15 protein-coding genes are annotated in these 20,074 nt (G+C 44.9%); 7 read left to right on the top strand and 8 right to left on the bottom strand.

What is annotated here, in order from left to right:
• The first annotated feature begins 28 nt into the window (after positions 1-28).
• The 4 genes from DFP76_RS00205 (at position 29) to DFP76_RS00190 (ending at position 5,298) form a co-directional block, all read left to right on the top strand.
• On the top strand, positions 29-1,543 hold the full coding sequence (locus tag DFP76_RS00205; RefSeq protein WP_113872674.1) for a sugar ABC transporter ATP-binding protein: 1,515 nt from the start codon (positions 29-31) through the stop codon (positions 1,541-1,543).
• Positions 1,537-2,544, top strand: coding sequence for an ABC transporter permease (locus DFP76_RS00200; protein ID WP_113872673.1), 1,008 nt, complete (start codon positions 1,537-1,539; stop codon positions 2,542-2,544). Before DFP76_RS00205 ends, DFP76_RS00200 begins: the two co-directional genes overlap by 7 nt.
• A 129-nt stretch (positions 2,545-2,673) precedes the next feature.
• The gene (locus tag DFP76_RS00195) at positions 2,674-3,567 is read left to right on the top strand and encodes an ABC transporter permease (protein WP_245931832.1); all 894 of its coding nucleotides are present in this window, start codon (positions 2,674-2,676) and stop codon (positions 3,565-3,567) included.
• A 21-nt stretch (positions 3,568-3,588) separates the two neighbouring features.
• Entirely contained in the window at positions 3,589-5,298 is a 1,710-nt protein-coding gene (locus tag DFP76_RS00190) for an L-rhamnose mutarotase (RefSeq protein ID WP_113872671.1), read from the top strand.
• A 192-nt stretch (positions 5,299-5,490) separates the two neighbouring features.
• Here the strand turns inward: DFP76_RS00190 and DFP76_RS00185 are convergent, their stop codons facing one another.
• Together DFP76_RS00185 and DFP76_RS00175 are read right to left on the bottom strand one after the other, a co-directional pair.
• On the bottom strand, positions 5,491-6,246 hold the full coding sequence (locus DFP76_RS00185) for a hypothetical protein (protein WP_113872670.1): 756 nt from the start codon (positions 6,244-6,246) through the stop codon (positions 5,491-5,493).
• Positions 6,247-6,826: 580 nt separating this feature from the next.
• The gene (locus DFP76_RS00175) at positions 6,827-7,975 is read right to left on the bottom strand and encodes an alpha-hydroxy acid oxidase (protein ID WP_113872669.1); all 1,149 of its coding nucleotides are present in this window, start codon (positions 7,973-7,975) and stop codon (positions 6,827-6,829) included.
• A gap of 110 nt (positions 7,976-8,085) precedes the next feature.
• Between DFP76_RS00175 and DFP76_RS00170 the strand changes: the two genes are divergently transcribed.
• The gene (locus DFP76_RS00170) at positions 8,086-8,985 is read left to right on the top strand and encodes a LysR family transcriptional regulator (protein WP_113872668.1); all 900 of its coding nucleotides are present in this window, start codon (positions 8,086-8,088) and stop codon (positions 8,983-8,985) included.
• Between the two features lie 292 nt (positions 8,986-9,277).
• Here the strand turns inward: DFP76_RS00170 and DFP76_RS00165 are convergent, their stop codons facing one another.
• From DFP76_RS00165 to DFP76_RS18030, 6 genes are all read right to left on the bottom strand, one after another.
• On the bottom strand, positions 9,278-9,652 hold the full coding sequence (locus DFP76_RS00165; protein ID WP_113872667.1) for an endonuclease domain-containing protein: 375 nt from the start codon (positions 9,650-9,652) through the stop codon (positions 9,278-9,280).
• Between the two features lie 255 nt (positions 9,653-9,907).
• The gene (locus tag DFP76_RS00160) at positions 9,908-11,347 is read right to left on the bottom strand and encodes an MBL fold metallo-hydrolase RNA specificity domain-containing protein (RefSeq protein ID WP_113872666.1); all 1,440 of its coding nucleotides are present in this window, start codon (positions 11,345-11,347) and stop codon (positions 9,908-9,910) included.
• A 153-nt stretch (positions 11,348-11,500) separates the two neighbouring features.
• Positions 11,501-13,762, bottom strand: coding sequence for a YjbH domain-containing protein (locus DFP76_RS00155; protein WP_113872665.1), 2,262 nt, complete (start codon positions 13,760-13,762; stop codon positions 11,501-11,503).
• The gene (locus DFP76_RS00150; protein WP_113872664.1) at positions 13,762-14,577 is read right to left on the bottom strand and encodes a capsule biosynthesis GfcC family protein; all 816 of its coding nucleotides are present in this window, start codon (positions 14,575-14,577) and stop codon (positions 13,762-13,764) included. Before DFP76_RS00150 ends, DFP76_RS00155 begins: the two co-directional genes overlap by 1 nt.
• Positions 14,561-15,250, bottom strand: coding sequence for a YjbF family lipoprotein (locus tag DFP76_RS00145; protein ID WP_113872663.1), 690 nt, complete (start codon positions 15,248-15,250; stop codon positions 14,561-14,563). Before DFP76_RS00145 ends, DFP76_RS00150 begins: the two co-directional genes overlap by 17 nt.
• 90 nt (positions 15,251-15,340) lie before the next feature.
• Positions 15,341-15,631, bottom strand: a complete 291-nt coding sequence (locus DFP76_RS18030) for a hypothetical protein (RefSeq protein ID WP_147084162.1) — start codon at positions 15,629-15,631, stop codon at positions 15,341-15,343.
• Between the two features lie 437 nt (positions 15,632-16,068).
• Between DFP76_RS18030 and DFP76_RS00135 the strand changes: the two genes are divergently transcribed.
• Together DFP76_RS00135 and DFP76_RS00130 are read left to right on the top strand one after the other, a co-directional pair.
• Complete coding sequence (locus DFP76_RS00135; protein WP_113872662.1) at positions 16,069-17,394, top strand: capsule assembly Wzi family protein; 1,326 nt, start codon at positions 16,069-16,071, stop codon at positions 17,392-17,394.
• A gap of 49 nt (positions 17,395-17,443) precedes the next feature.
• A complete protein-coding gene (locus DFP76_RS00130) occupies positions 17,444-20,062 on the top strand; it encodes an SLBB domain-containing protein (RefSeq protein ID WP_113872661.1) in 2,619 nt (872 codons plus the stop codon).
• The last annotated feature ends 12 nt before the right edge of the window (positions 20,063-20,074 follow it).

Here is a 20,074-nt window from a genome sequence, read left to right as displayed (position 1 = left end):
ATAATGAATAACAATAAGAGCAGCCGTTATGAACGATGCAATTTTTAGTCTAAAAAAGGTGAGTAAGGTCTTCCCTGGTGTGAAAGCACTGGACGGTGTTGATCTTCACCTTTACCCAGGTCAAGTCACCGCATTGATTGGTGAAAATGGCGCGGGTAAATCGACCCTAGTGAAAACCATGACAGGCATTTATCAGCCCGATGGTGGGGAGATTATCTTTAACGGCCAGCCAGTTCAGTTTCATTCTCCTCATGATTCTCATGCTTTGGGCATTACTGCGATCCATCAGGAAACCGTCTTATTTGATGACCTGACCGTGGCGGAGAATATCTTCCTTGGCAATTACCCCATGAAAAAAAGGGGGCTAACTCGATATCTTTCTATTGATTGGTCGACCATGGTGACACGGTCCCAAGAGATATTGTCGTCCATTAAAGCGGACATGGATCCGAATCAAATTCTACGAGAACTCAGCATTGGTCAAAAGCACATGGTGGGAATTGCCCGTGCTTTGTCTATTGACGCCAAAGTAGTGATCTTAGATGAACCAACGGCGGCCTTGTCTCACCATGAAATTCAAGAATTGTATGAGCTCGTGAATACCCTAAAACAGCAAGGGAAAGCGATACTCTTTATTACACATAAATTTGATGAAATTTTCGCCCTAGCGGATCGTTACACTGTGTTTCGCGATGGTTGTTACGTGGCAGAAGGGCTCATTGAGGATACTAATGAAGCGGCCTTGGTCGAAATGATGGTGGCCCGAAGTATCGAAGCCACTTATCCGAAAAAAGAGGTAAAGATTGGCGAAACATTGTTAGAAGTTAGCCATTTGTGTCACGCCACTGAGTTCGACAACATCAGTTTCAGTTTGAAAAAAGGCGAAATTCTTGGTGTTTATGGTCTAGTGGGTTCGGGTCGAACTGAAGTCATGCAAGCCCTGTTTGGCACCACTCAGCCTATCACTGGTACGGTCAAAATGAATGGAGAAAAAGTGACCATTCACTCACCTAAAGAGGCCATTGATAACGGCATTGTGTATGTGCCAGAAGAGCGTCAGAAGCAAGGTGTTGTGTTGGAGTTGCCCATTTATCAGAACGTCAGTTTGCCGCAGATGAAAAGCCTAGTGAAACAAGGCCAAATTGATCAAGAAAGTGAGATGAACTTGGCTCGTCAATATTGTGAGCGTTTACAAGTAAAAGCCTCTAGTTGGAACGAGAAAGTCATGAATTTATCCGGAGGGAATCAACAAAAGGTGGTGATTGCCAAATGGCTTGCTACCAACCCTAAAGTCATCATTCTGGATGAACCAACCAAAGGGATTGATATTGGCTCGAAAGCTGCCGTGCATGAGTTCATGTCGGAATTGGTAGAAGCTGGCTTGTCGGTGATTATGGTATCGTCCGAATTGCCAGAAATTTTGGGCATGTCAGACCGTATTTTGGTCATGAACGAAGGTTTAATGGTTGGTGAATTATCACGGATGAACGCCACACCTGAAAAAGTGGTTTCCATGGCGACCGGAGGTAGTTTGGCATGTTAAAGCGTTTTATTTATTCTCGTGAAGGCATATTGAGCCTAATTGTATTGGCGATGTTTTTTAGTGTTGGGGCGATTAGTCCAGACTTTATTAGCCTCACGAACAGTATTGGTATTTTTAACGATACCGCCATTTTGATCATGTTGGCGTTAGGCCAAATGCTGGTGATACTGACCCGTTGTATTGACCTTTCCGTCGCGGCCAATGTGGCCTTTACCGGTATGCTGGTGGCCATGGTGAATCAGGCATTTCCTGACATCAGTATGGCTTTTTTGATTCTCTTATCCTTGCTAGTCGGTGCGTTTTTAGGCGCCATCAATGGCTTGTTTGTTTGGTTATTAAAAGTCCCTTCCATAGTCATTACCCTTGGCACCATGAGTATTTACCGTGGTGCGACATTTTTGTTATCGGATGGGGCTTGGGTGAATTCTCACCAAATGAGTAAGTCTTTTATTGGACTGCCTCGTTTTGAGATTTTGTCGATACCAGTACTGGGTTGGACGGCAATCTTCCTGATTGTGCTGGCTTTCTGGACGATGAAATTCAGTGTTTGGGGGCGCAATTTCTATGCAGCGGGCGGTAACCCAATGGCGGCTTTTTATTCAGGGGTAAACGTGGGTAAAGTGCAATTTTACGGTTTTTTAGTGTCTGGCACCTTGGCGGGGTTGTGCGGCTACTTCTGGGTCTCACGTTTTGCTGTGGCTTATGTGGATGTGGCAAATGGCTTTGAATTACAGGTCATTGCGGCTTGTGTGATTGGTGGTGTCAGTATTATTGGTGGGTTAGGTTCCGTCATCGGTTGTGTGATTGGTGCGCTCTTTATAGGTGTGGTGAATAACGCCTTGCCGATTATTGGTGTCTCGCCTTTTTGGCAAATGGCCATTTCAGGCACTGTCATCATTATTGCCGTCATTGCGAATGCCTCATCGAATAAAGACAAAGCACGCATTATCTTGCGTAAACCGGATCAAGCTTCCCGTTTCCTGTCGACACAATCACATTAAAAGAAAGAGATTTTTATGGACACAATAATAAAAAAATCCACTACACCAGACGCCCTTTCAACGAGTAGGTTACAAGGGTTCTTGCGCTGGGAGACTTTCTTAATTCTGATTGTCTTTCTGGTTTGTGTGATGAACTCGTATTTATCTCCTTACTTTTTAGACCCATGGAATTTATCGGATGCGACCTTTAATTTTACCGAGAAAGCCTTAATTGCCTTGCCGATGGCAATGTTGATCATTGCCAAAGAAATCGACATTTCTGTGGCGGCCATCATCTCACTTTCCAGTACCTTAATGGGCTTAGTGGCACAAATGGGCGCGCCTGTTTATGGGGTGGTGTTTGTGGGTGTTTTGGTTGGCTCTGCTTGTGGCTTGTTTAATGGGGTTCTGGTGACGCGATTTAAAATCCCGTCCATTGTGGTCACCATCGGTACCATGAGTCTGTTCCGAGGTATCAGCTACATACTCCTAGGCGATCAAGTCGTTCGTGATTACCCAGATGGCTTTGAATTCTTTGGGCAAGGTTATGTGTATTGGGTATTCTCTTTTGAGTTAGTGTTGTTTGTTTTGTTTGCCTTGCTGTTTTATTGGTTGTTGCATCGCACTACATTTGGTCGTTACACCTATGCGATTGGTAATAACCCGACGGCGTCGTATTACTCTGGCATTAAAGTCGACAAACATCGCTTGACCCTGTTTACCTTGGTGGGCGTGATGTCTGGCATTGCAGCCGTACTATTAACGTCTCGCTTAGGCAGTACGCGTCCAAGCATCGCAATGGGTTGGGAGCTGAGTATCATCACCATGGTTGTGTTGGGCGGGGTAAGCATTCTTGGCGGAAGCGGCACCATTGGCGGTGTGGTTCTGGCGGTCATTCTAATGGGCTTAGTGACTTTTGGTATGGGCTTGCTGAACATTCCTGGCATTGTGATGACGATCATCGTCGGTGTGATGTTGATTGTGGTCGTGAGTTTACCTGTGCTCATTACTCTCTATAAAAACTCATTAAAGCACTCTAAATAAAAATAAAAAGGCATTCGTGTTATGAGATACGCCTCGGTAATGTATTTACACAAAGGCTGTGAAGCTGAGTATAAACAGCGCCACGACAATCTGTGGCCAGAGTTAGCAGAACACCTTAAGCACCATGGTATCCGTAATTATTATATACATCTCGATGTTTCCAATAGCGATCAGAATGGCAGTCGATTGTATGCGACGTTTGACGCGGATGATCTGGATGCTGAAGCCTTGGCGGATCATCCAGTGATGCAACGCTGGTGGGAATACATGGCGGATATTATGGAAACCAAAACGCCATCCTTTGAACCTGTTGCTGACGCCTTGCAAGAAGTGTTTCGTTTTAACATTTTACAACCCGATAAAACCCGTGTTGTAGCCGTTTTAGACATAGGCAAAACGAACATTAAAATTTGCTTAATGGATGGCCAAACGGGGGCTTTATTACAGATTGAAAAGCGTGTTAATAAGGTGCTGGATGAACCGCCGTATCCTCATGTGGATGTGGAATCCATCTGGCAGTGGATCAAAGAGACTTTGGCCAACTTAGCCCAAGGTTACTTTATTTCCAGTATTGCTATCACCACTCATGGCGCCACCATTGCTTGTATGCAGGGGGATAACCTCGTTCTGCCGATTCTGGATTACGAATACGATGGCGTGTCTGAGTTTAAAGACGAATACGATGCGCTCCGTCCAGATTTCAGCGAATCCTTTAGTCCAAGGTTACCGCAAGGTTTGAATCTGGGAGCGCAATTGTTTTGGCAGCAAAAGCGCTTTCCAGAGGATTTTTCCAAGGTCGATTCATTGCTTTTGTATCCTCAGTATTGGGGCTACAAATTGAGCGGAAACAAAGCCGCTGAAGTAACTTCACTGGGTTGTCATACCGATCTTTGGAATCCGACGAACTGTCAGTTTTCGTCTTTTTGTGAGCAGCAAACATGGGCGAACAGATTTCCTGATGTTATGGAGACAGGAGCAAAGCTGGGCACCATTTTGCCAGACTTAGCGAACGAAATCGGCTTGCCAGCCAGTTGCGTTATTTTCAATGGTATACACGATTCCAACGCATCTTTAGTCCCATACATTGGGCAACCGATGGAGAAACTCACAGTAGTATCGAGCGGCACTTGGACGGTCATTGCCACCATTAATGGCAAGCTTGATGCCTTGCAAGAAAGCAAAGACATGTTGGCTAACGTGGATGCCCTGGGGCGAGCGACACCAACGATTCGTTTTATGGGCGGTCGTGAATGGGAGCAATTGCGCAGTGACAGCAAAGCGTCTTTGAGCGATGTGAGCTTTATCCTTGAACACGGTATTTTGGCACTGCCTGCTTTTTCAAAAGGAGGCGGCCCCTTTGCTCACTGCGAAGGTCGCATTATTGACCGTGGAATGGAGCTATCAGCCGCTCAACAATCGGCCTTAGCGGATGTCTACGTGGCCTTGATGACAGATTACTGTCTGGACCTAATGGACACCAGTCATACAGTGATTGTTGAAGGCGCGTTTAGTAATAACATCAATTTTCTCACTTTACTTGCCTGTATGCGTAACCAAAATGAAATCTATGCTTCCCGTGATGTCACTGGTACGTCTGGTGGCGCCGCCTTGCTGTCTAACAAAAGTTTGAAGCTAAAAGGTCGTCTCAGCCTCGCCTTGTGTGACGCACAGATAAAACCATTGTTGAACCTGTATCGTCAGCAATGGCGGGACTTAGTTGGGGCCTTGTAGGTCTCTATTCAAATCATCAACAACGCCTCATAAAGACACTGGCGCGAACACTTTATTAGACGTTGTTAGGTGGTTTTTTATAGTTTTGCAGATGAAAAAATCACACCAAACGAATTTCGAGTTTCTTACCCAGAGCGGTAGCAAAACGCTCAAGAGTTGAAACAAACGCTAGATGTGCTTTTAAAGTAATAATCAGTTACCTAGATATTGAGAATTTTTTAAGAGAACGTTCTTGAATGTTCTTCGATGGAGATCCTTTAGCTTGTTGCAAAATTCCCCGATATCATCTTCAAGTGGTTTAGATGCTTCGACTGCATTTTGAGAGCAAAATAATACTTTTACACTGTCTTTAATTTTCTGATTTATGTTTATTGATACTGCATATAAAGAATGGCATTCACTTTCAACCTCATCGTTATCTATTAATATTGAAAATGTTTCAAGCTCAAGGTCAATCTTACTCAATTTATAAATCAGGATGTTTAAAAGTTTGAGCTTTTCAAATTCTAGTTCTTTAAGGATTTTTTGTACTTCTTGATCTTCATATTCTTTTTTTTCTCTAACTGTATAGTGACCAAATTTTTCATAATCATCCATGAGATTGAAGAGCTGATATTTGAACTCTGTGGTTGTATATTCAATTAAATCGTGACAAAAACTAAGTAACCTATTTCCTGAATCAATTGAAAGCTCAAGTCTTTTTTGATGCTTAAGATCTATTAGCCACTTATTGCCTTTTATCCAACCGAAAGTAAGCAGACCGATAGTGCCTAGTCCGGCAAGAAGTGCTCCTATCATGCTCCAAAAATTTATTGCGTCTTCCCAAGTTAGAGCAAGTGAAATTATTGCTCCGAGTGCAGCACCTGTCATTAGAGTCAGCCCTTCACAAAGAAGGAAGTCAATGATGTGTTTAGCTACTGTCTGTTTTGTAGATGATTTTTTATCCATTTCTCCGTTTTCCTTTCCACTTTTGTCGGTAGATATTAAGACAATAAGTGATTAAGGCCTAATTTCACTATTATGTATATTTCTAATAAGCAGGTTTACTCACTTAAGTTAAGGGTGAAATATTAATGTTTTTGGTAGCACCTTTAACTTGTGCTAAAAATAGCTCTGTTGATTTTAAATATGTGGTGCAATGAAATTTTCCGAAGAAGAGGTGCCTCTTTCTGATCTCAAAATAAATCCTGGGAAAGTGGTTAGCAGGACGTAAGAAACACACAGGCCTATCTTGTTAACAAGCCGAGGTCGTGGCGTTTCCGCTGTTCAGAACCTAGAAGAGTATGAAAAAGTCGCAGGAGAGCTTGGCTTTTCTTCGTGTTGTTTATCAAGGTTTGGAAGAAGCTCGTGACGGTAATACGGTTTCACTTGAGGAAGCGAAGAAAAGTTTAGGGATTTAGGTGTTCTCGGTACAAATTTCCCCCTCCCTAGCCCTCCCCTTGAAAGACATAAGGGGAGGGGATTAAAAGTGCTTCATTTACTATGCGCCGCTGCTCTTAGTTCTCCCCCTTTTTGAAAGGGGGTTGGTCTAAGACCGAAACCGCAAGTTCTCTCTCGTGAGCTGATCTATCGACGTTTTGCCCATCAGTTTCATGTCACGTTCGAGTTCGGCTTTCATCAGTCCGAGTGCGCGTTCAACACCGGGTTGGCCTGCAGCGGCGAGAGGGTATAAATACATACGGCCAATGCCGACGGCTTTGGCACCAAGTGACAAGGCTTTGAGTACATGTGTGCCACGTTGCACACCGCTGTCAAAGATAACATCGATTTCATCACCCACTTCGTCAACAATTTCGGCCAGTTGATCGAAAGAGCTGCGCGAGCCATCCAGTTGACGTCCTCCATGATTGGACACGATGACGCCAGTACAACCAATTTCCACGGCTTTGCGAGCATCTTCTCGGCTCATTATGCCCTTGAGACAAAACTCACCGTCCCAGAATTTCACCATTTCCTCAACATCGTCCCAATCCATGGAAGGGTCGAGCATGTTGGTAAAGTAGTCGCCAATCGAGGTTGCACCTGACCCCATGTCGATGTGTTTTTCCAATTGCGGCAAACGAAATTTTTCGTGTGTGACGTAATTAATGCCCCACATAGGTTTCATTATAAACTGCAGCATGCCGCTGAAGGTAAGGCGAAACGGAATCGAAAAACCGGTGCGAAGGTCACGTTCGCGGTTGCCGCCCGTAATAGAATCCACTGTGAGCATCATCACTTGTACGCCGGCTTCTTTTGCTCGCTGCATCATGGCACGGTTGAGTTCTCGGTCTTTATGAAAGTAAAACTGATACACCTGAGGAGTAGTGGTTTGTTTGGCGATTTCTTCCATGCTGACCGTTCCAAGGGAAGAGACACCAAACAGTGTGCCGTATTTTTCAGCAGCATTGGCGACGGCTCTTTCACCGTCATGATGGAACAAGCGTTGTAATGCAGTGGGTGAACAGTAGATGGGTAGCGCCAGCTTTTGCCCCATTACGGTGACAGACAAGTCCACGTCTTTGACGCCGGTAAGAACATTCGGAATTAAGTCACAGGTATCAAAAGCGGCCGTGTTGCGACGGTAAGTGGTTTCATCGTCAGAACCGCCATCAATGTAGTTAAAAATGGGGCCGGGCAGTCGTTTCCTAGCCAATAAGCGGAAATCGTGAAAGTTATGACAGTCCTTGAGTCTCATGGTGTTGCCTCATTATGAAAAAGATTGACGTGTATAAATCTTATCCTGAGTTTTATTTATAATTAATACGACATAAACTAATAAACTCTTTCCTCTAACGGTGTAATCAAATGAATGCCGAAGATCTGATTCTGTTTGTGACCCTGGTGAAAGCGGGATCCTTTGTAAAAGCGTCCGAGCAAGCGGATATGTCGACACCAGCATTAAGCAAGCGCATAAGTAAACTAGAGGCCAGACTAGGGGCACAGTTGCTTCATCGAACCACTCGTCGCTTGAGTTTAACCGAAGCGGGCGAGGCGCTGTACGCGCATGCGAGACACATTGAAGGACAAGTGACAGATGCCATCGCGGCTGTATCTGAGCACAATACAGACATGAGCGGGTTGATCAAAATGTCCGTGCCGACCATTTCAGGGGAGCTTTTACTAGCGGAAGCGGTCGCCAGTTTTTGTCAAAAGTACCCAAATATCAAAGTAGATATGCGATTGGAAAATGACTTTGTCGACTTGATCGAACAAGGCATTGATATCGCCATTCGAACCGGCGTTTTAGACGATTCCAGCTTGATCGCGCGTCCCTTAATTCAGTCCAGATGGGTGGTATGTTGTTCCCCCGATTACTTGAAAACTCATGGTGAACCACAAAAAATAGAGGATTTGAAAGCACACAACTGTTTGGCTTATACCTATCAAGCAAAAGGCTCATTTGATTGGCGCTTTACTAAAAATGGGGTTGAAGAACACGTTCGCATTAGTGGTTGCTTGATGACAAATAATGCTCAGGCATTGCGAAAGGCTGCGTTAGATAACTTTGGTATTGTGTATGTGCCTCGTTGCTGTGTTTACGAAGATCTAGTGGCGGGTAACTTGGTGACCATTTTAAATGACTATCAAGCAAGGCAATTGGAGGTTTACGCCATTTACCCTTACACAAAATACTTACCGCAAAAGTTACAGCGGTTAATCGAACACATTAAACAAGCTTATGAAGCGAAGCGAGACTACTTTTGATGACTTAGCGCTGCTTTGTTTGTTGCCATAGCTAACCTCCCTTTTCAAGGGGGGTAGACATAACCCCACCCTAGCCCTCCCCTTGGAAGACATAAGGGGAGGGGACGCTTTTGGTCCTTTCCCTTATTAAGGGGAGTTCTCCTTTGGTTCTCCCCCTTTTCAAGGGGGAGTTAGAGGGGGTTACAGGGAAGTGATAGACCTAACCCCACCCTAACCCTCCCCTTGGTAAGGGGAGGGAACGCTTTTGTTCACCCCCATTTTAAGGGGAGTTCTCCTTTGGTTCTCCCCCTTATTAAGGGGGAGTTAGAGGGGGTAGTGTAATTTGTGCATCAATAGCAAGAACCACTGAGCCAAGCTCATGCATAATTTCGTCATTTGTAAAGCGAATAATACTTATCCCCATAGAAGAGAGGTATTCATCTCGAATACGATCATGAGCAATACCCTGTGTAGAAAAATGGCTATCACCATCTATTTCAATTACCAGTTTTAAAGAAGGACAGTAGAAATCGACGACATAGCATCCTATGCCATATTGTCGTCTAAATTTAACGCCGAATTGGCATCCTCTAAGGTGTCTCCAAAGACGCCTTTCAGGCTCTGTCATATTTGTTCTTAAATCGGCACGGAAACGCTTTGTTCGCTTTAAATTAAATAGTTTCGTCATTCCTTGACTCCTATGTGTTTTTTTAAAGGTAATTCACCCCACCCTAGCCCTCCCCTTGTTAAGGGGAGGGGATTAAAAATCTCCATTTCCTGTGCGAAGCCGCTTTTGGTTCTCCCCCTTTTCAAGGGGGAGTTAGAGGGGGTTACAGGGAAGTGATAGACCTAACCCCACCCTAGCCCTCCCCTTGTTAAGGGGAGGGGACGCTTTTGGTTCTCCCCCTTTTTAAGGGGGAGTTAGAGGGGATAACTTTCAACCTCAGCTGTCTGGGATAACAACCTCAACACCTTTAAACTCTTTCTTAATACACTTCTTGAGAGCCAGTTTGGCTTGGTCATCACCATGCACTATGTGAATACGCTTTGGTTGGCTGCGCATGCGGCGGATGAAGTTCAACAAATCTTCTTGCCCAGCATGGGCGGAGTAGCCACTAATCTGCTGTACCTGCGCTTTAATCGCAAAGCGTTCGCCGTCTAATGTCACATAGCCATCATCTTTGTCGTGGTAAGTTAATATCTCTCGTCCAGGCGTGCCAGCGGCTTGGTAACCAACAAATACAATGTCATTACGTTCATCACCGATCAGCGCCTTGATGTAATTCACAATACGGCCACCTGCACACATGCCTGATGCCGCAATAACAATGGCGGGCCGGGTTTGGCGTTTCAAATAATCGACAGTCTGAAGGTGGGTTTCGTGGTCATCAATGGTGGTAACCTGCTCAAAATCCAGAGGATGGCGACCTTCAGCAATGCGACTTTGCGCTTCGTCATCCCAATAGGGCGCTAATGACTGATAAACCTGAGTGAAGCGATTGGCGAGTGGGGAGTCGATAATAATGTCCAGATCTTGCCAATCTAATTGGACGCCAGAAGCGGTGTGACTGACGGGCTTCTGGCGATTTTTATGAATGATGGATTCCAATTCGTAGAGTAACTCTTGTGTGCGGCCGATACTAAAGGCGGGAATCAACACGGTGCCAGAGTCGCTTAAAGCTCGCTCTAGACTCTGTTGTAAGCGATCAACACGGCTTGATCTGTCTTCATGATTGCGATCGCCGTAGGTACTTTCGATCACCAATTGGTCGGCCTTATGTGGGGATTTGGGAGCGGGCAATAAAGGGGAGTGAGGCGCACCGAGATCACCTGAAAACACCACATCATGATAAGGCTTGTTTTGCAATTTGATGGCCTCATTAGACACTCTAAAAGAGGCGTAAGCCGAGCCCAGAATATGGCCCGCGCGCGAAAGACGCAGTTGAACCTTCGTCTCCGTTTTCATGGGAATTTTCATCCACTCTTGATAATCCAAAGGGACGATTTGCTCATGGATGCGCTCTAAGCAAGCGTCAATAATGCTCTTATTACGCGTTACACCAACTTTCAATGCATCTTCGATGACCAAAGGCAATAAGGTTGCGCTGGGTTTAGAACAATAAATTGGCCCAGTGAAACCAGCTGCCAGCAGATAAGGGATTCGCCCTACATGATCGATATGAACGTGAGTGACGATCAAAGCTTGTACGGCTGAGAGATCAAAGTCTATTTCCAGGTGATCCGCAGTGGCTCCTAGACTGGAGGTCTCAGCCCCTTGAAATAAGCCACAATCGATCAACACAGACTGCTGTTCATCGACAAACAATTCGTGACAAGAGCCTGTCACCCCATGTACCGCTCCATGATGCTTAATAGATAACATACCAATCCCTGTACAGCAAAAGCAGTTTAAAAGACTAAACTAAAAATGAGGGTGAGCCAAGTAGTTGTTTGAAATGGGGTTTTGAAGAGAAATATGAACAGTGAGGGAGTGAAGTCGGGTGAGCGTTTGCTAACCCGACTAATAGGGATAGTTTTAGTCGTTTTGGTTCGGTCTTTGATACCAAGGTGACACTACATCGGTTACATTAAACAAGCTACTGCGTTTGCTTAGTTTTTGGCCGCCATCTCGGGTGATGGGTTGCCAGCCAAAGTTCGCGCGGCTGGTGGTTGGTTTAAAGGATAAAGTGTCAAACGGTATGGATAAGTAAAACCCTTTTGTAAAACTGCCTTCACCAAATTCTTCCGCCGACATGTCCGTTTTGCTGGCATAAGCACCAACAATGACACCGCTCTTGTACTGTTTGGAAAAATCGACACGTGCTCCAACATCACCGGCTAAAAATTTGCCCATATCGACTCGGAATAATGTGTTCTGTAAAAACGACCATTGAGGTTGGTAGTAGACAGACAAATGACCAGTACTGCCCCGAGATAAGACTTTATCTGAACGGCTGTAGCCATCATCACTATTAAATACACCGAACACCGAATTCGGGTCGCGCTGCGCAATGAAGTTAACATCGGCGCCAATGGCCCAGTTAGTATTCGGTTTTCTATACAGCACTTCAGAGCCAACCCCAGCGAACATGGTCTCCAAATAACCGCCATAAACCTGCTGATACCAGTTTTGGCCATATTTTTGATACCAAGTGAGTTGGAGATTATTAAGCAAAGCATCGTTTTCGAGCACATAAGCTCGTATTAAGGTTCTGACTCGATAATTGGACGTGCCGTCTTCTAAGACATTAAATCTAAGTTTGTCATAATTATTCAGTACGTTAATCGAAATACCGGCCGACAACTCGACTTGATCCGTCAGCCAGTAAGCTGCACCGCCTTTGATGCTTAAATTGTAAATGTAAAAACTTTCAGGACCACCGAATGCTTGGCTTAAATGAGGTTTGAAGCCATAACTAAGAGGCTCGAAATCATCATAAAGGGGCTCTGAAGTGATGCTTTCAGAGGCCAAGCTAGAAGTGGCATCGCTTATTTTAGGGTTTAGGTAAGTAACATTGGCTATATCTTGGTACTTGGCTGCTGAAATCTCAGTAGTGCTCAAGGCCATATTTTTTTCAGTTTCCTGAATTTGATAATGCTGTACCTGATCCGGCAATTGCTTACTTAACACAGCTGAGGCTTTTTCCAATGCCACGTCACGATCTCGGTATTTATGTTGGCGCGTAACAAAGGTAAGGGTGTCACCATCTTGATACACCTGGTCAGTATTGTACCCTGCCACCTTATTCAGCGATGTATCCAGTGTCTGCCAATCAACCTCTTCCAGTGAGGTCGGACGAGGGCGCTCGGATTCTGAGCTCGGTTCATCAATCCATGAGCTTTTAATGGTATCAAAGTTGGTATTTAAACTGACACCAAAGGTGAAGGTGGTGCCTCGTTCATAACTCAGTCGTAAATCAAAACCGTCACTTAAAGCATAAACCGCCCCAATATTCCAAGGTGTTTTAGGGGTCATATCCACATTGCCACGGGTGGCTGGAAAATCTTGACTGTAATCATTGCCATCGTATTCCAACTTCAGGCGCAATGGCTGGTAAGGTGTTTGGTATTCTATGCCGCCAAATAAAGAGGCTGATCCTGTAAACCAGCGTTCATAGTCCACCATGCCACCATTTCCGGAATAACTAGATAGGCGATCACAAAAGCGGTCTGCTGCGGAACAAAAAGGGTTACTGACGTTGTTTCTCGTACCAAAATAGCCCCAACCTAGCCCTAAGGTAACGTCAAAGTGTCCGTAGTCTTGTGTGTAAAAGCGTTTACTACCAGCAAGGTATTCGCCATCAAATAAGCCTGTTCCACCAATGTCTTTTAAGCCAATGGACACCTCTGGCAAATAACGACTCTCTTGCCAAAGCCTAGCTTTGATATCAATGCCTTTATCGGTATAACGAGTACTGCCGCTAAAGGTTTCATCGCTGCTGTAAAGGACATCTTCAACTTGCGTATATCGGAAGGTGGTTTCAAGCCAAGGCATCAGCTGAAGAGAAACGGTATAAAAATCGTATTCATCATTTTGTGCATAGCTTAGGCTAAACGCACCTTCATCGGCCATACGGCCCGACGGAACTTGTATTAAGCCAACGCCACCTAGGTTCATTTGTGATGGCTTGAACTCGACAGGTTGGAATGGTTCATAATCGCTGGTTGTATCAGCCGCATAAGCATTAGAGAGTAGCAACGTATTAGTGCTGATAATGGCAGACAAACAATAAAAGACTGAGGTTTTAGAAGGTCTGGTCTTAGAATATTTTGTCTTAGGTATAAATAAGGCGCGCATTATCGCTCCAGATGTTGTGTTAATAGCTGAGCTATATCGTTATTAAGCGTCTGATACGGATGAGGTAAGTCGTCTAAACCAACAAAAACAATGCTACCAGGGCTGAGGTAGTGGTGTTTCCCTCGCCATTGTATGTCTTTTATATATTGAACGGTTTGGTCGGCCTGTATGACCCAAGCTGAATCATAGTCATCTCCCGCGATGCCCGGTGTCAGGTAGTTTTTTAAGTGCGTGTTGGGAGATTGTTTTACGACCTCATGAGTGGTGCGCTTGGGCGTAATGACTCGAATATGAGGTGGTCGAGAGGGAATCGACAAAGTGTAGTCAGCAGTCAATAAAGGATTGTTTTTCTTAATCGATCTGACTTTTGCTAGGTGGGTTTCCAGCTTCTCTCGATAGACAAAGTGTAATGCTTTAAGTTGCTCTGCAATGCGTTGAGTGTCTTTGGTGTTTATTGTCTCTAAGGCGCTAAAGATAAGACGCTTTTGCTCCTCAATCTGCCCTTGTTTAGTTGGTGAGATCAAACTTATGCCTAATGGATAGACAGGATAATCTACTTGCTTTTGAGCGTCGCTCAATAGCTGAGAGAGACGAACTGGATCGCCATACTCTAGCATTATCTGCGGTTGTAAAAGCTGTATTTTGACAGGCTGAGCCAGCGCAAAAAGGGATGTAAAACACAAACTGGCGGTGAACAAAATATAACCAATAGATCTACACATAACTCGAATTCCTTGCTGACATAATGTCATACTACTGTGCGCTTCATCATTGTATTCTTCAGAACGAATAGGCGGGTTATAAAGGTTCAACATAAGGTCGAATCATCAGCATGTTAACTTTGTCCATATTAGGGCCAATATATTGAGTAGATTTTACCGTGAAGGCTTTTGTCGTTTGTGTGGCCGGTGCAATCCAGAATTCATTGACCAAGTCATGTTCAAAGCTGGTAAAGCGAACTTGCTCTGTTATGTGCTTGGTGCTCTGTTCCCATAAAAACGTCGTGATGAGCTCATCTTCAATAGATTGTGTCGATACATCGGCACTGAAATGGTAGCGATAATGAGGGGACCAATCATAAACGGCTTGCCAGCTCATTGCCTTAATAGGAGCGGGAGGCGTTGCTTGAAAACTGGAAAGGTTCTCTAAATTGTTTGCGTTAAATCCGGTGGTATGGACGATTCGGCCATTTTTAGTGGTGATGCTGCCGCCATCCGCCGCATACCAAGTGAGTTGTTTAGCGTCTGAATCACCAAAGGAATCCACGAAGGCTAATATCATTAAAATAGGTTTTCGATCATTGATGGTGACAATGCTGGCTGGGTAAGGCAAAGACCGAATGTGTGATTCTGCTATATCGGGAGAGCGTTCAGCATCAAGAATGGCATTGAGTGAATCGATTGAACTTTGGGTATTACGAGAACAGGCAGAGAGAAAAAAAGTGAACAGTATAAAAGACAGTAATTTAAGCGTTGGAAGCTTTGTCATGAGAAAGCCATATTAAGGTGTGTGCAGAGAGAAAAAATCGCCCAGAATGATCTGGGCGATTGATATCTTTTCAAATGCCTAGATTAGAACCTAGGAATTTGTAGAAGTGCTAGTGGTTTCATCAGCACCATCATTTTCGTCTGCAACAACGGCAACCGCTGCAACAGAAGTGATAGCGATAGAGGTTGCAGCAATCGAACCAACACCACCAATCGCCGCAGCACTTGCAGCAGCAGTACCACCAGCAGCGGCACCACCAGCAGCAGCAGCACCACCAGCACCACCAGCACCACCAGCAGCGCCAGTAGCTGCTTCTGCGAATACTTGGCCAGTAAAACCAAGAGAGAAAGCTACAACAGTAGCCAAAAGAGTACGTTTCATAATATTTCCTTATCATAAACATCGATGTTGAAGATAAATCTTCACCATCGATTCTATTGCATGGTTTTTAAGAATGTAAGCCCCGCTGATCATTTTGTTCAAAAAAAACACAGGCTGGAAAGGCTTTGTAAAATACATATCGTCACTTTATTTGTCGGCGTTTTTGCTGCATCATTGCATCAAATGTTGTTTTGTTGATATTTATGGATAGCATAATATCGGTTTCAAAGCGGTTTAGAGTTTCGTTGGTTAAGCCAGATACAGTGCAGAGTTAATAGTGCTTTAATTAGCGCATTGTCTTTTTTCATTGCTTTTTAGTAAATGGCTTGCACGTGATAATTTGTGGTCGTTAAGCGTATTCTTCTCGTGTGACTGCTTTTTAAATAATAAAGTTTTTTATTCAGTAAATTTTTTGGTCCGTAAACAGAGAGAAATGAATGTCCTCGGTTAAGCCACACACCAAATATGAATTAGCGCATCGCTGTCTTTATCGTACCCTTCTTTGTTCAGTCGTTACTGTTAGTAGTGGCTTAAGTGGCAGTTTGAGTGCCTCGCCTTGGTTGGAAACCAGTGACCCTTTCTTAAGATCTTCCTTGGTTTTGCTATCTGATGCTGGGCATATTAGTGCTCCCATCAATCAGTACCCACTTCGTTGGTCATTAATCGGTGATGATTTAAATAATGCTGAGGCACAGTCTTTGGAAGATTATGTTCAGCTGGCCAGAAGTGAGCTTCGCTATACATTAAATTCCGCTAAGTTAAATCGTGGTAATAAATCCCTAGAGATGCAGTTTGCTACGGACCAATCACCATACCCAGGTTACGGCGAGCTTAGTGAAAATAAGTCGAGTGTAAGTACCAGTGTTGATTACCTTGGAACCTCCTTTGCGTATCGTTTAAGCCTTGCCTATCGAGACTATAATGACGAAGAGGAAATCGCTTGGACTGACAGCTATCTGTCTTTAAACGCGGGCAAGTGGTTGTTTACCGTGGGAGAGTTGGACTACTGGTGGGGACAAGGCTGGCAGCACAATCTAATACTCGCTTCTTATACCAAAGCGCCCTCGTCTTTGAATGCCAATTACATCAGTCACAATAAGGTGCTTGGTGTTTGGAGTTTTCAGGCGTTGATGACTGAGCCTGAAAATGCCGCCTATGATAACCATGGCGCGGTGCGTTTTGTTGCCAAGCCTTGGCGTAATGTCGAAATCGGCACGACCTATCAAAATTGGTTTTCAGGTTCTGCAGCGGAAGATGACAAACAGCTAGCGTTCGATGCGAAGCTGACGTTACCGCATTTTGATAATCTCTATCACAGTGTTTATACCGAATTGGCATCGACCGCTGACGTGGTTTCACTGGGGGCTTGGATGCTAGGTTGGACTGGCAGTGCGAAGGTCAAAGACAATACCGTGAGAGTGGTACTTGAAACTCAACAGCACACCAATGACTATGACGCCACAGATTGGCATTCAGGAGCATACCCGTCTACATCCGACTCGGTAACCAACAACAGCTACTTGCTAGATGATAGCTACTCCATTGCCTTTTATGTGCAAAGGATGAATGATCACAGTATTGGTGTGAGTTATCAGTCGTCTAAACTAGACGGCGAGCCAGTAAAAACCACTAAATTTATGTATAGAATGCCCGCTTTGTCCGGTATGTTGCAGTTAGATGTAATCGCACAGGACGACGCGTCGGCAGGTAATGGGCAGCATCAAATCAGCGAGTGGAGTGCTGGTTATGAGCTTCGTTTCTAGCCATGATGGCAAAAATTAACTTTTTAGACGTGACGATAAAGAAACTGATATGTATTTAAAACGACTTCTTACTGCTGCTTTATGTACTGTGATGACAACCAGTGTGCTGGCTTTTACACCGACCGCCGCACAGATTAGTCAATTTCAAAGCTTGCCGAAAGCCCAGCAAGAAGCGCTGGCTAAGCAATATGGAATAGACCTTAACGCGATTGATGTGTCATCTGGGGTTCAGGAATCCGCCACTCAGCAAGCACCAATGGTCCAGTCGACCATGAAGGCCGCTAGTGAAGAAGTGGGGGGAGAGGACGAAACGCAAAATAAAGCTGACGCCAAAATATTAAAGAAGTTTGGTTATGATGTGTTAAAAGGCGATGCTCAAGGCTTTACCGTGGTCGACAACTTGCCAGTGCCACTGGATTACCAAATGGGGCCAGGCGACAGTGTGAGTGTGCAAACCTTTGGTAAAACCAGTGCCAGTTATGAGTTGACCATAGACAGAGACGGTCGCTTAAACATTCCCGATCTCGGTCCCATATCAGCAGCAGGTCAAACATTCGCACAGTTAAGTGATCAGATCTCTCGAGTCTTCAAGCAAAAGGTCATTGGTGTTGATGTGTCGATTGCAATGGGTTCCATGCGCACTATGCAGGTTTACATTGTGGGTGAAGTGCAGCAGCCAGGCTCATTCAATGTCAATGCGCTGACAACCATTACGCAAGCACTTGTGGCAACGGGTGGCGTGAAAGAAACCGGCAGTTTGCGTCACATTCAATTGAAGCGAAAAGGCAAAGTTGTCCGAGAGTTTGATCTATACGAACTGTTATTAAAAGGCGATACCGCGAATGATGTTCGCTTATCCGCTGGGGATACTTTGTTTGTTCCTACGTTACGCAGCACGATTGAGTTAGCAGGTGAAGTACAGCGCCCGGCTATTTATGAATTGAAAAACACGACCAGCTTAGATCAATTGCTTGAGATATCCGGCGGTGCAACGCCGCAAGCGTATTTATCTAAAGTAAGTGTGCGTCGTGCCACGGCCGAAGGCGTGAAGCAATTTACGGTGGATTTAACAAAAGCGCAAGGGCGTCGCTTTGAGGTTCGCGGCGGCGATCAAGTGCAACTATTCAAAGCGTCCTCTTCGTTGAGAGGAGCGGTTGCGGTGCGAGGGGATGTGATACGCCAGGGAGCAATGGCCTATCAAAAAGGAATGCGCATTAGCGATGTGATTGGTTCCATCGACGACGATTTAAAACCCAGTGCCGATTTAACCTACGCTTTATTGGTTCGCGAATATAATCAAGACAAAGACATTGAGGTGTACCAGTTTAACTTGTCGAATGCTTTGCAATATCAAGACTCGAGAGATAACTTGCTGTTACAAGAAAGAGACCAAATCTTTGTCTTCTCGAATGGCTTGGATATGGCTTATTGGGATTCCTATACAAAGCCGAGAGAAAAGGTGTCCAGTCACAGCGATTTGTCTGATAAAGAATATGTTGATACAGAAACAGGTGCGTTAATTCAGCAAGTGAGTACAACAGAATTAGACACAGCGCAGGTGGATGATATTTCCAGTTTAGCGCGAAATCGACAGGCTAATCGAGAGGCCTTGTTGCAACCTATTATAGAGCGTTTGTTAGAGCAGGCTTCATTGGGAGCGCCAGCGGCGCTGGTTGAGATATCTGGTGCGGTTAAGTTTCCTGGTACTTACCCATTGGCGAAAAATGGTGATCTACCATCCTTAATAGCGGCGGCTGGAGGCTTAACGGAAGAGGCGTATTTGAGATCGGCTGAGCTAACTCGACGTGAAAAAGTATCTAACTATGGGAGAACAGTGAACCAGCAAATTGGTTTCTCGTTACAAGATGCTCTCAGTGGCAAGTACCCAATTGCCCTAAGGGCCCAAGACAACATTATGATCCGTACTCAGCCAGGGTATCAAAAAGACTTGGTGGTGGAGTTGCAGGGCGAGGTGGTGTTTCCTGGTAAATATTCGTTTCAGCGTGGTGAAACCCTAAAAGACGTCATTGAGCGTGCTGGTGGCTTTACATCATTCGCTTACCCTGAAGGAGCGGTATTAAGCCGTGAGCGCTTGAAGCGTCAGGAAAAGGAGCGAATCGATTTTCTTACTGCTCAGTTGAAGCAAGAGATCAGCGCCATGTCGCTTCGTCGTGAAAACACCTCAGCATCCACGCCAGAACAAGCATTGGCGATTGTGAATCAATTGGATCAGGCCGAACCAGTTGGGCGCTTGGTCATTGATGTTAAACAAGCGATGACTGGCAACAAGCAAGCCAATGTGCTGCTGGAGAAAGGTGACAAGCTGTTTATTCCGGCACTCAATCCAGTTGTCAGTGTGGTGGGGGAAGTGCAATTCGCCTCTCACCACACGTACGACTCGAATTTAGCAGTGGACGACTACTTGGAAGCGGCGGGTGGTTTGAAGCGTCAAGCGGATTCCGAGCGAGTGTATGTCATCAAAGCCAATGGTTCGGTTGAATTGCCTAATAACTCATTTTGGTTTAGTAGACATGATAAAGCCTTGGCGCCGGGAGATACCATTATTGTCCCCATTAATACGGATTACATGGATAGCCTAAGTACCTTATCAACAGCCACTCAGATCTTGTATCAATTGGGTGTGGCTTGGAGTGCGGTGAAAGATTAATAGATCCAGATT

It is taken from the genome of Marinomonas aquiplantarum (genome assembly GCF_003314975.1).
Taxonomy (GTDB): Bacteria; Pseudomonadota; Gammaproteobacteria; order Pseudomonadales; family Marinomonadaceae; genus Marinomonas; species Marinomonas aquiplantarum.
This window is presented reverse-complemented; position numbering and strand designations above follow the sequence as displayed.

Coding starts and splice junctions, on each gene's coding strand:
- DFP76_RS00205 (WP_113872674.1), top strand. CDS start 29: ATGAACGATGCAATTTTTAGTCTAAAAAAGGTGAGTAAGGTCTTCCCT.
- DFP76_RS00200 (WP_113872673.1), top strand. CDS start 1,537: ATGTTAAAGCGTTTTATTTATTCTCGTGAAGGCATATTGAGCCTAATT.
- DFP76_RS00195 (WP_245931832.1), top strand. CDS start 2,674: ATGAACTCGTATTTATCTCCTTACTTTTTAGACCCATGGAATTTATCG.
- DFP76_RS00190 (WP_113872671.1), top strand. CDS start 3,589: ATGAGATACGCCTCGGTAATGTATTTACACAAAGGCTGTGAAGCTGAG.
- DFP76_RS00185 (WP_113872670.1), bottom strand. CDS start 6,246: ATGGATAAAAAATCATCTACAAAACAGACAGTAGCTAAACACATCATT.
- DFP76_RS00175 (WP_113872669.1), bottom strand. CDS start 7,975: ATGAGACTCAAGGACTGTCATAACTTTCACGATTTCCGCTTATTGGCT.
- DFP76_RS00170 (WP_113872668.1), top strand. CDS start 8,086: ATGAATGCCGAAGATCTGATTCTGTTTGTGACCCTGGTGAAAGCGGGA.
- DFP76_RS00165 (WP_113872667.1), bottom strand. CDS start 9,652: ATGACGAAACTATTTAATTTAAAGCGAACAAAGCGTTTCCGTGCCGAT.
- DFP76_RS00160 (WP_113872666.1), bottom strand. CDS start 11,347: ATGTTATCTATTAAGCATCATGGAGCGGTACATGGGGTGACAGGCTCT.
- DFP76_RS00155 (WP_113872665.1), bottom strand. CDS start 13,762: ATGCGCGCCTTATTTATACCTAAGACAAAATATTCTAAGACCAGACCT.
- DFP76_RS00150 (WP_113872664.1), bottom strand. CDS start 14,577: ATGTTGAACCTTTATAACCCGCCTATTCGTTCTGAAGAATACAATGAT.
- DFP76_RS00145 (WP_113872663.1), bottom strand. CDS start 15,250: ATGACAAAGCTTCCAACGCTTAAATTACTGTCTTTTATACTGTTCACT.
- DFP76_RS18030 (WP_147084162.1), bottom strand. CDS start 15,631: ATGAAACGTACTCTTTTGGCTACTGTTGTAGCTTTCTCTCTTGGTTTT.
- DFP76_RS00135 (WP_113872662.1), top strand. CDS start 16,069: ATGTCCTCGGTTAAGCCACACACCAAATATGAATTAGCGCATCGCTGT.
- DFP76_RS00130 (WP_113872661.1), top strand. CDS start 17,444: ATGTATTTAAAACGACTTCTTACTGCTGCTTTATGTACTGTGATGACA.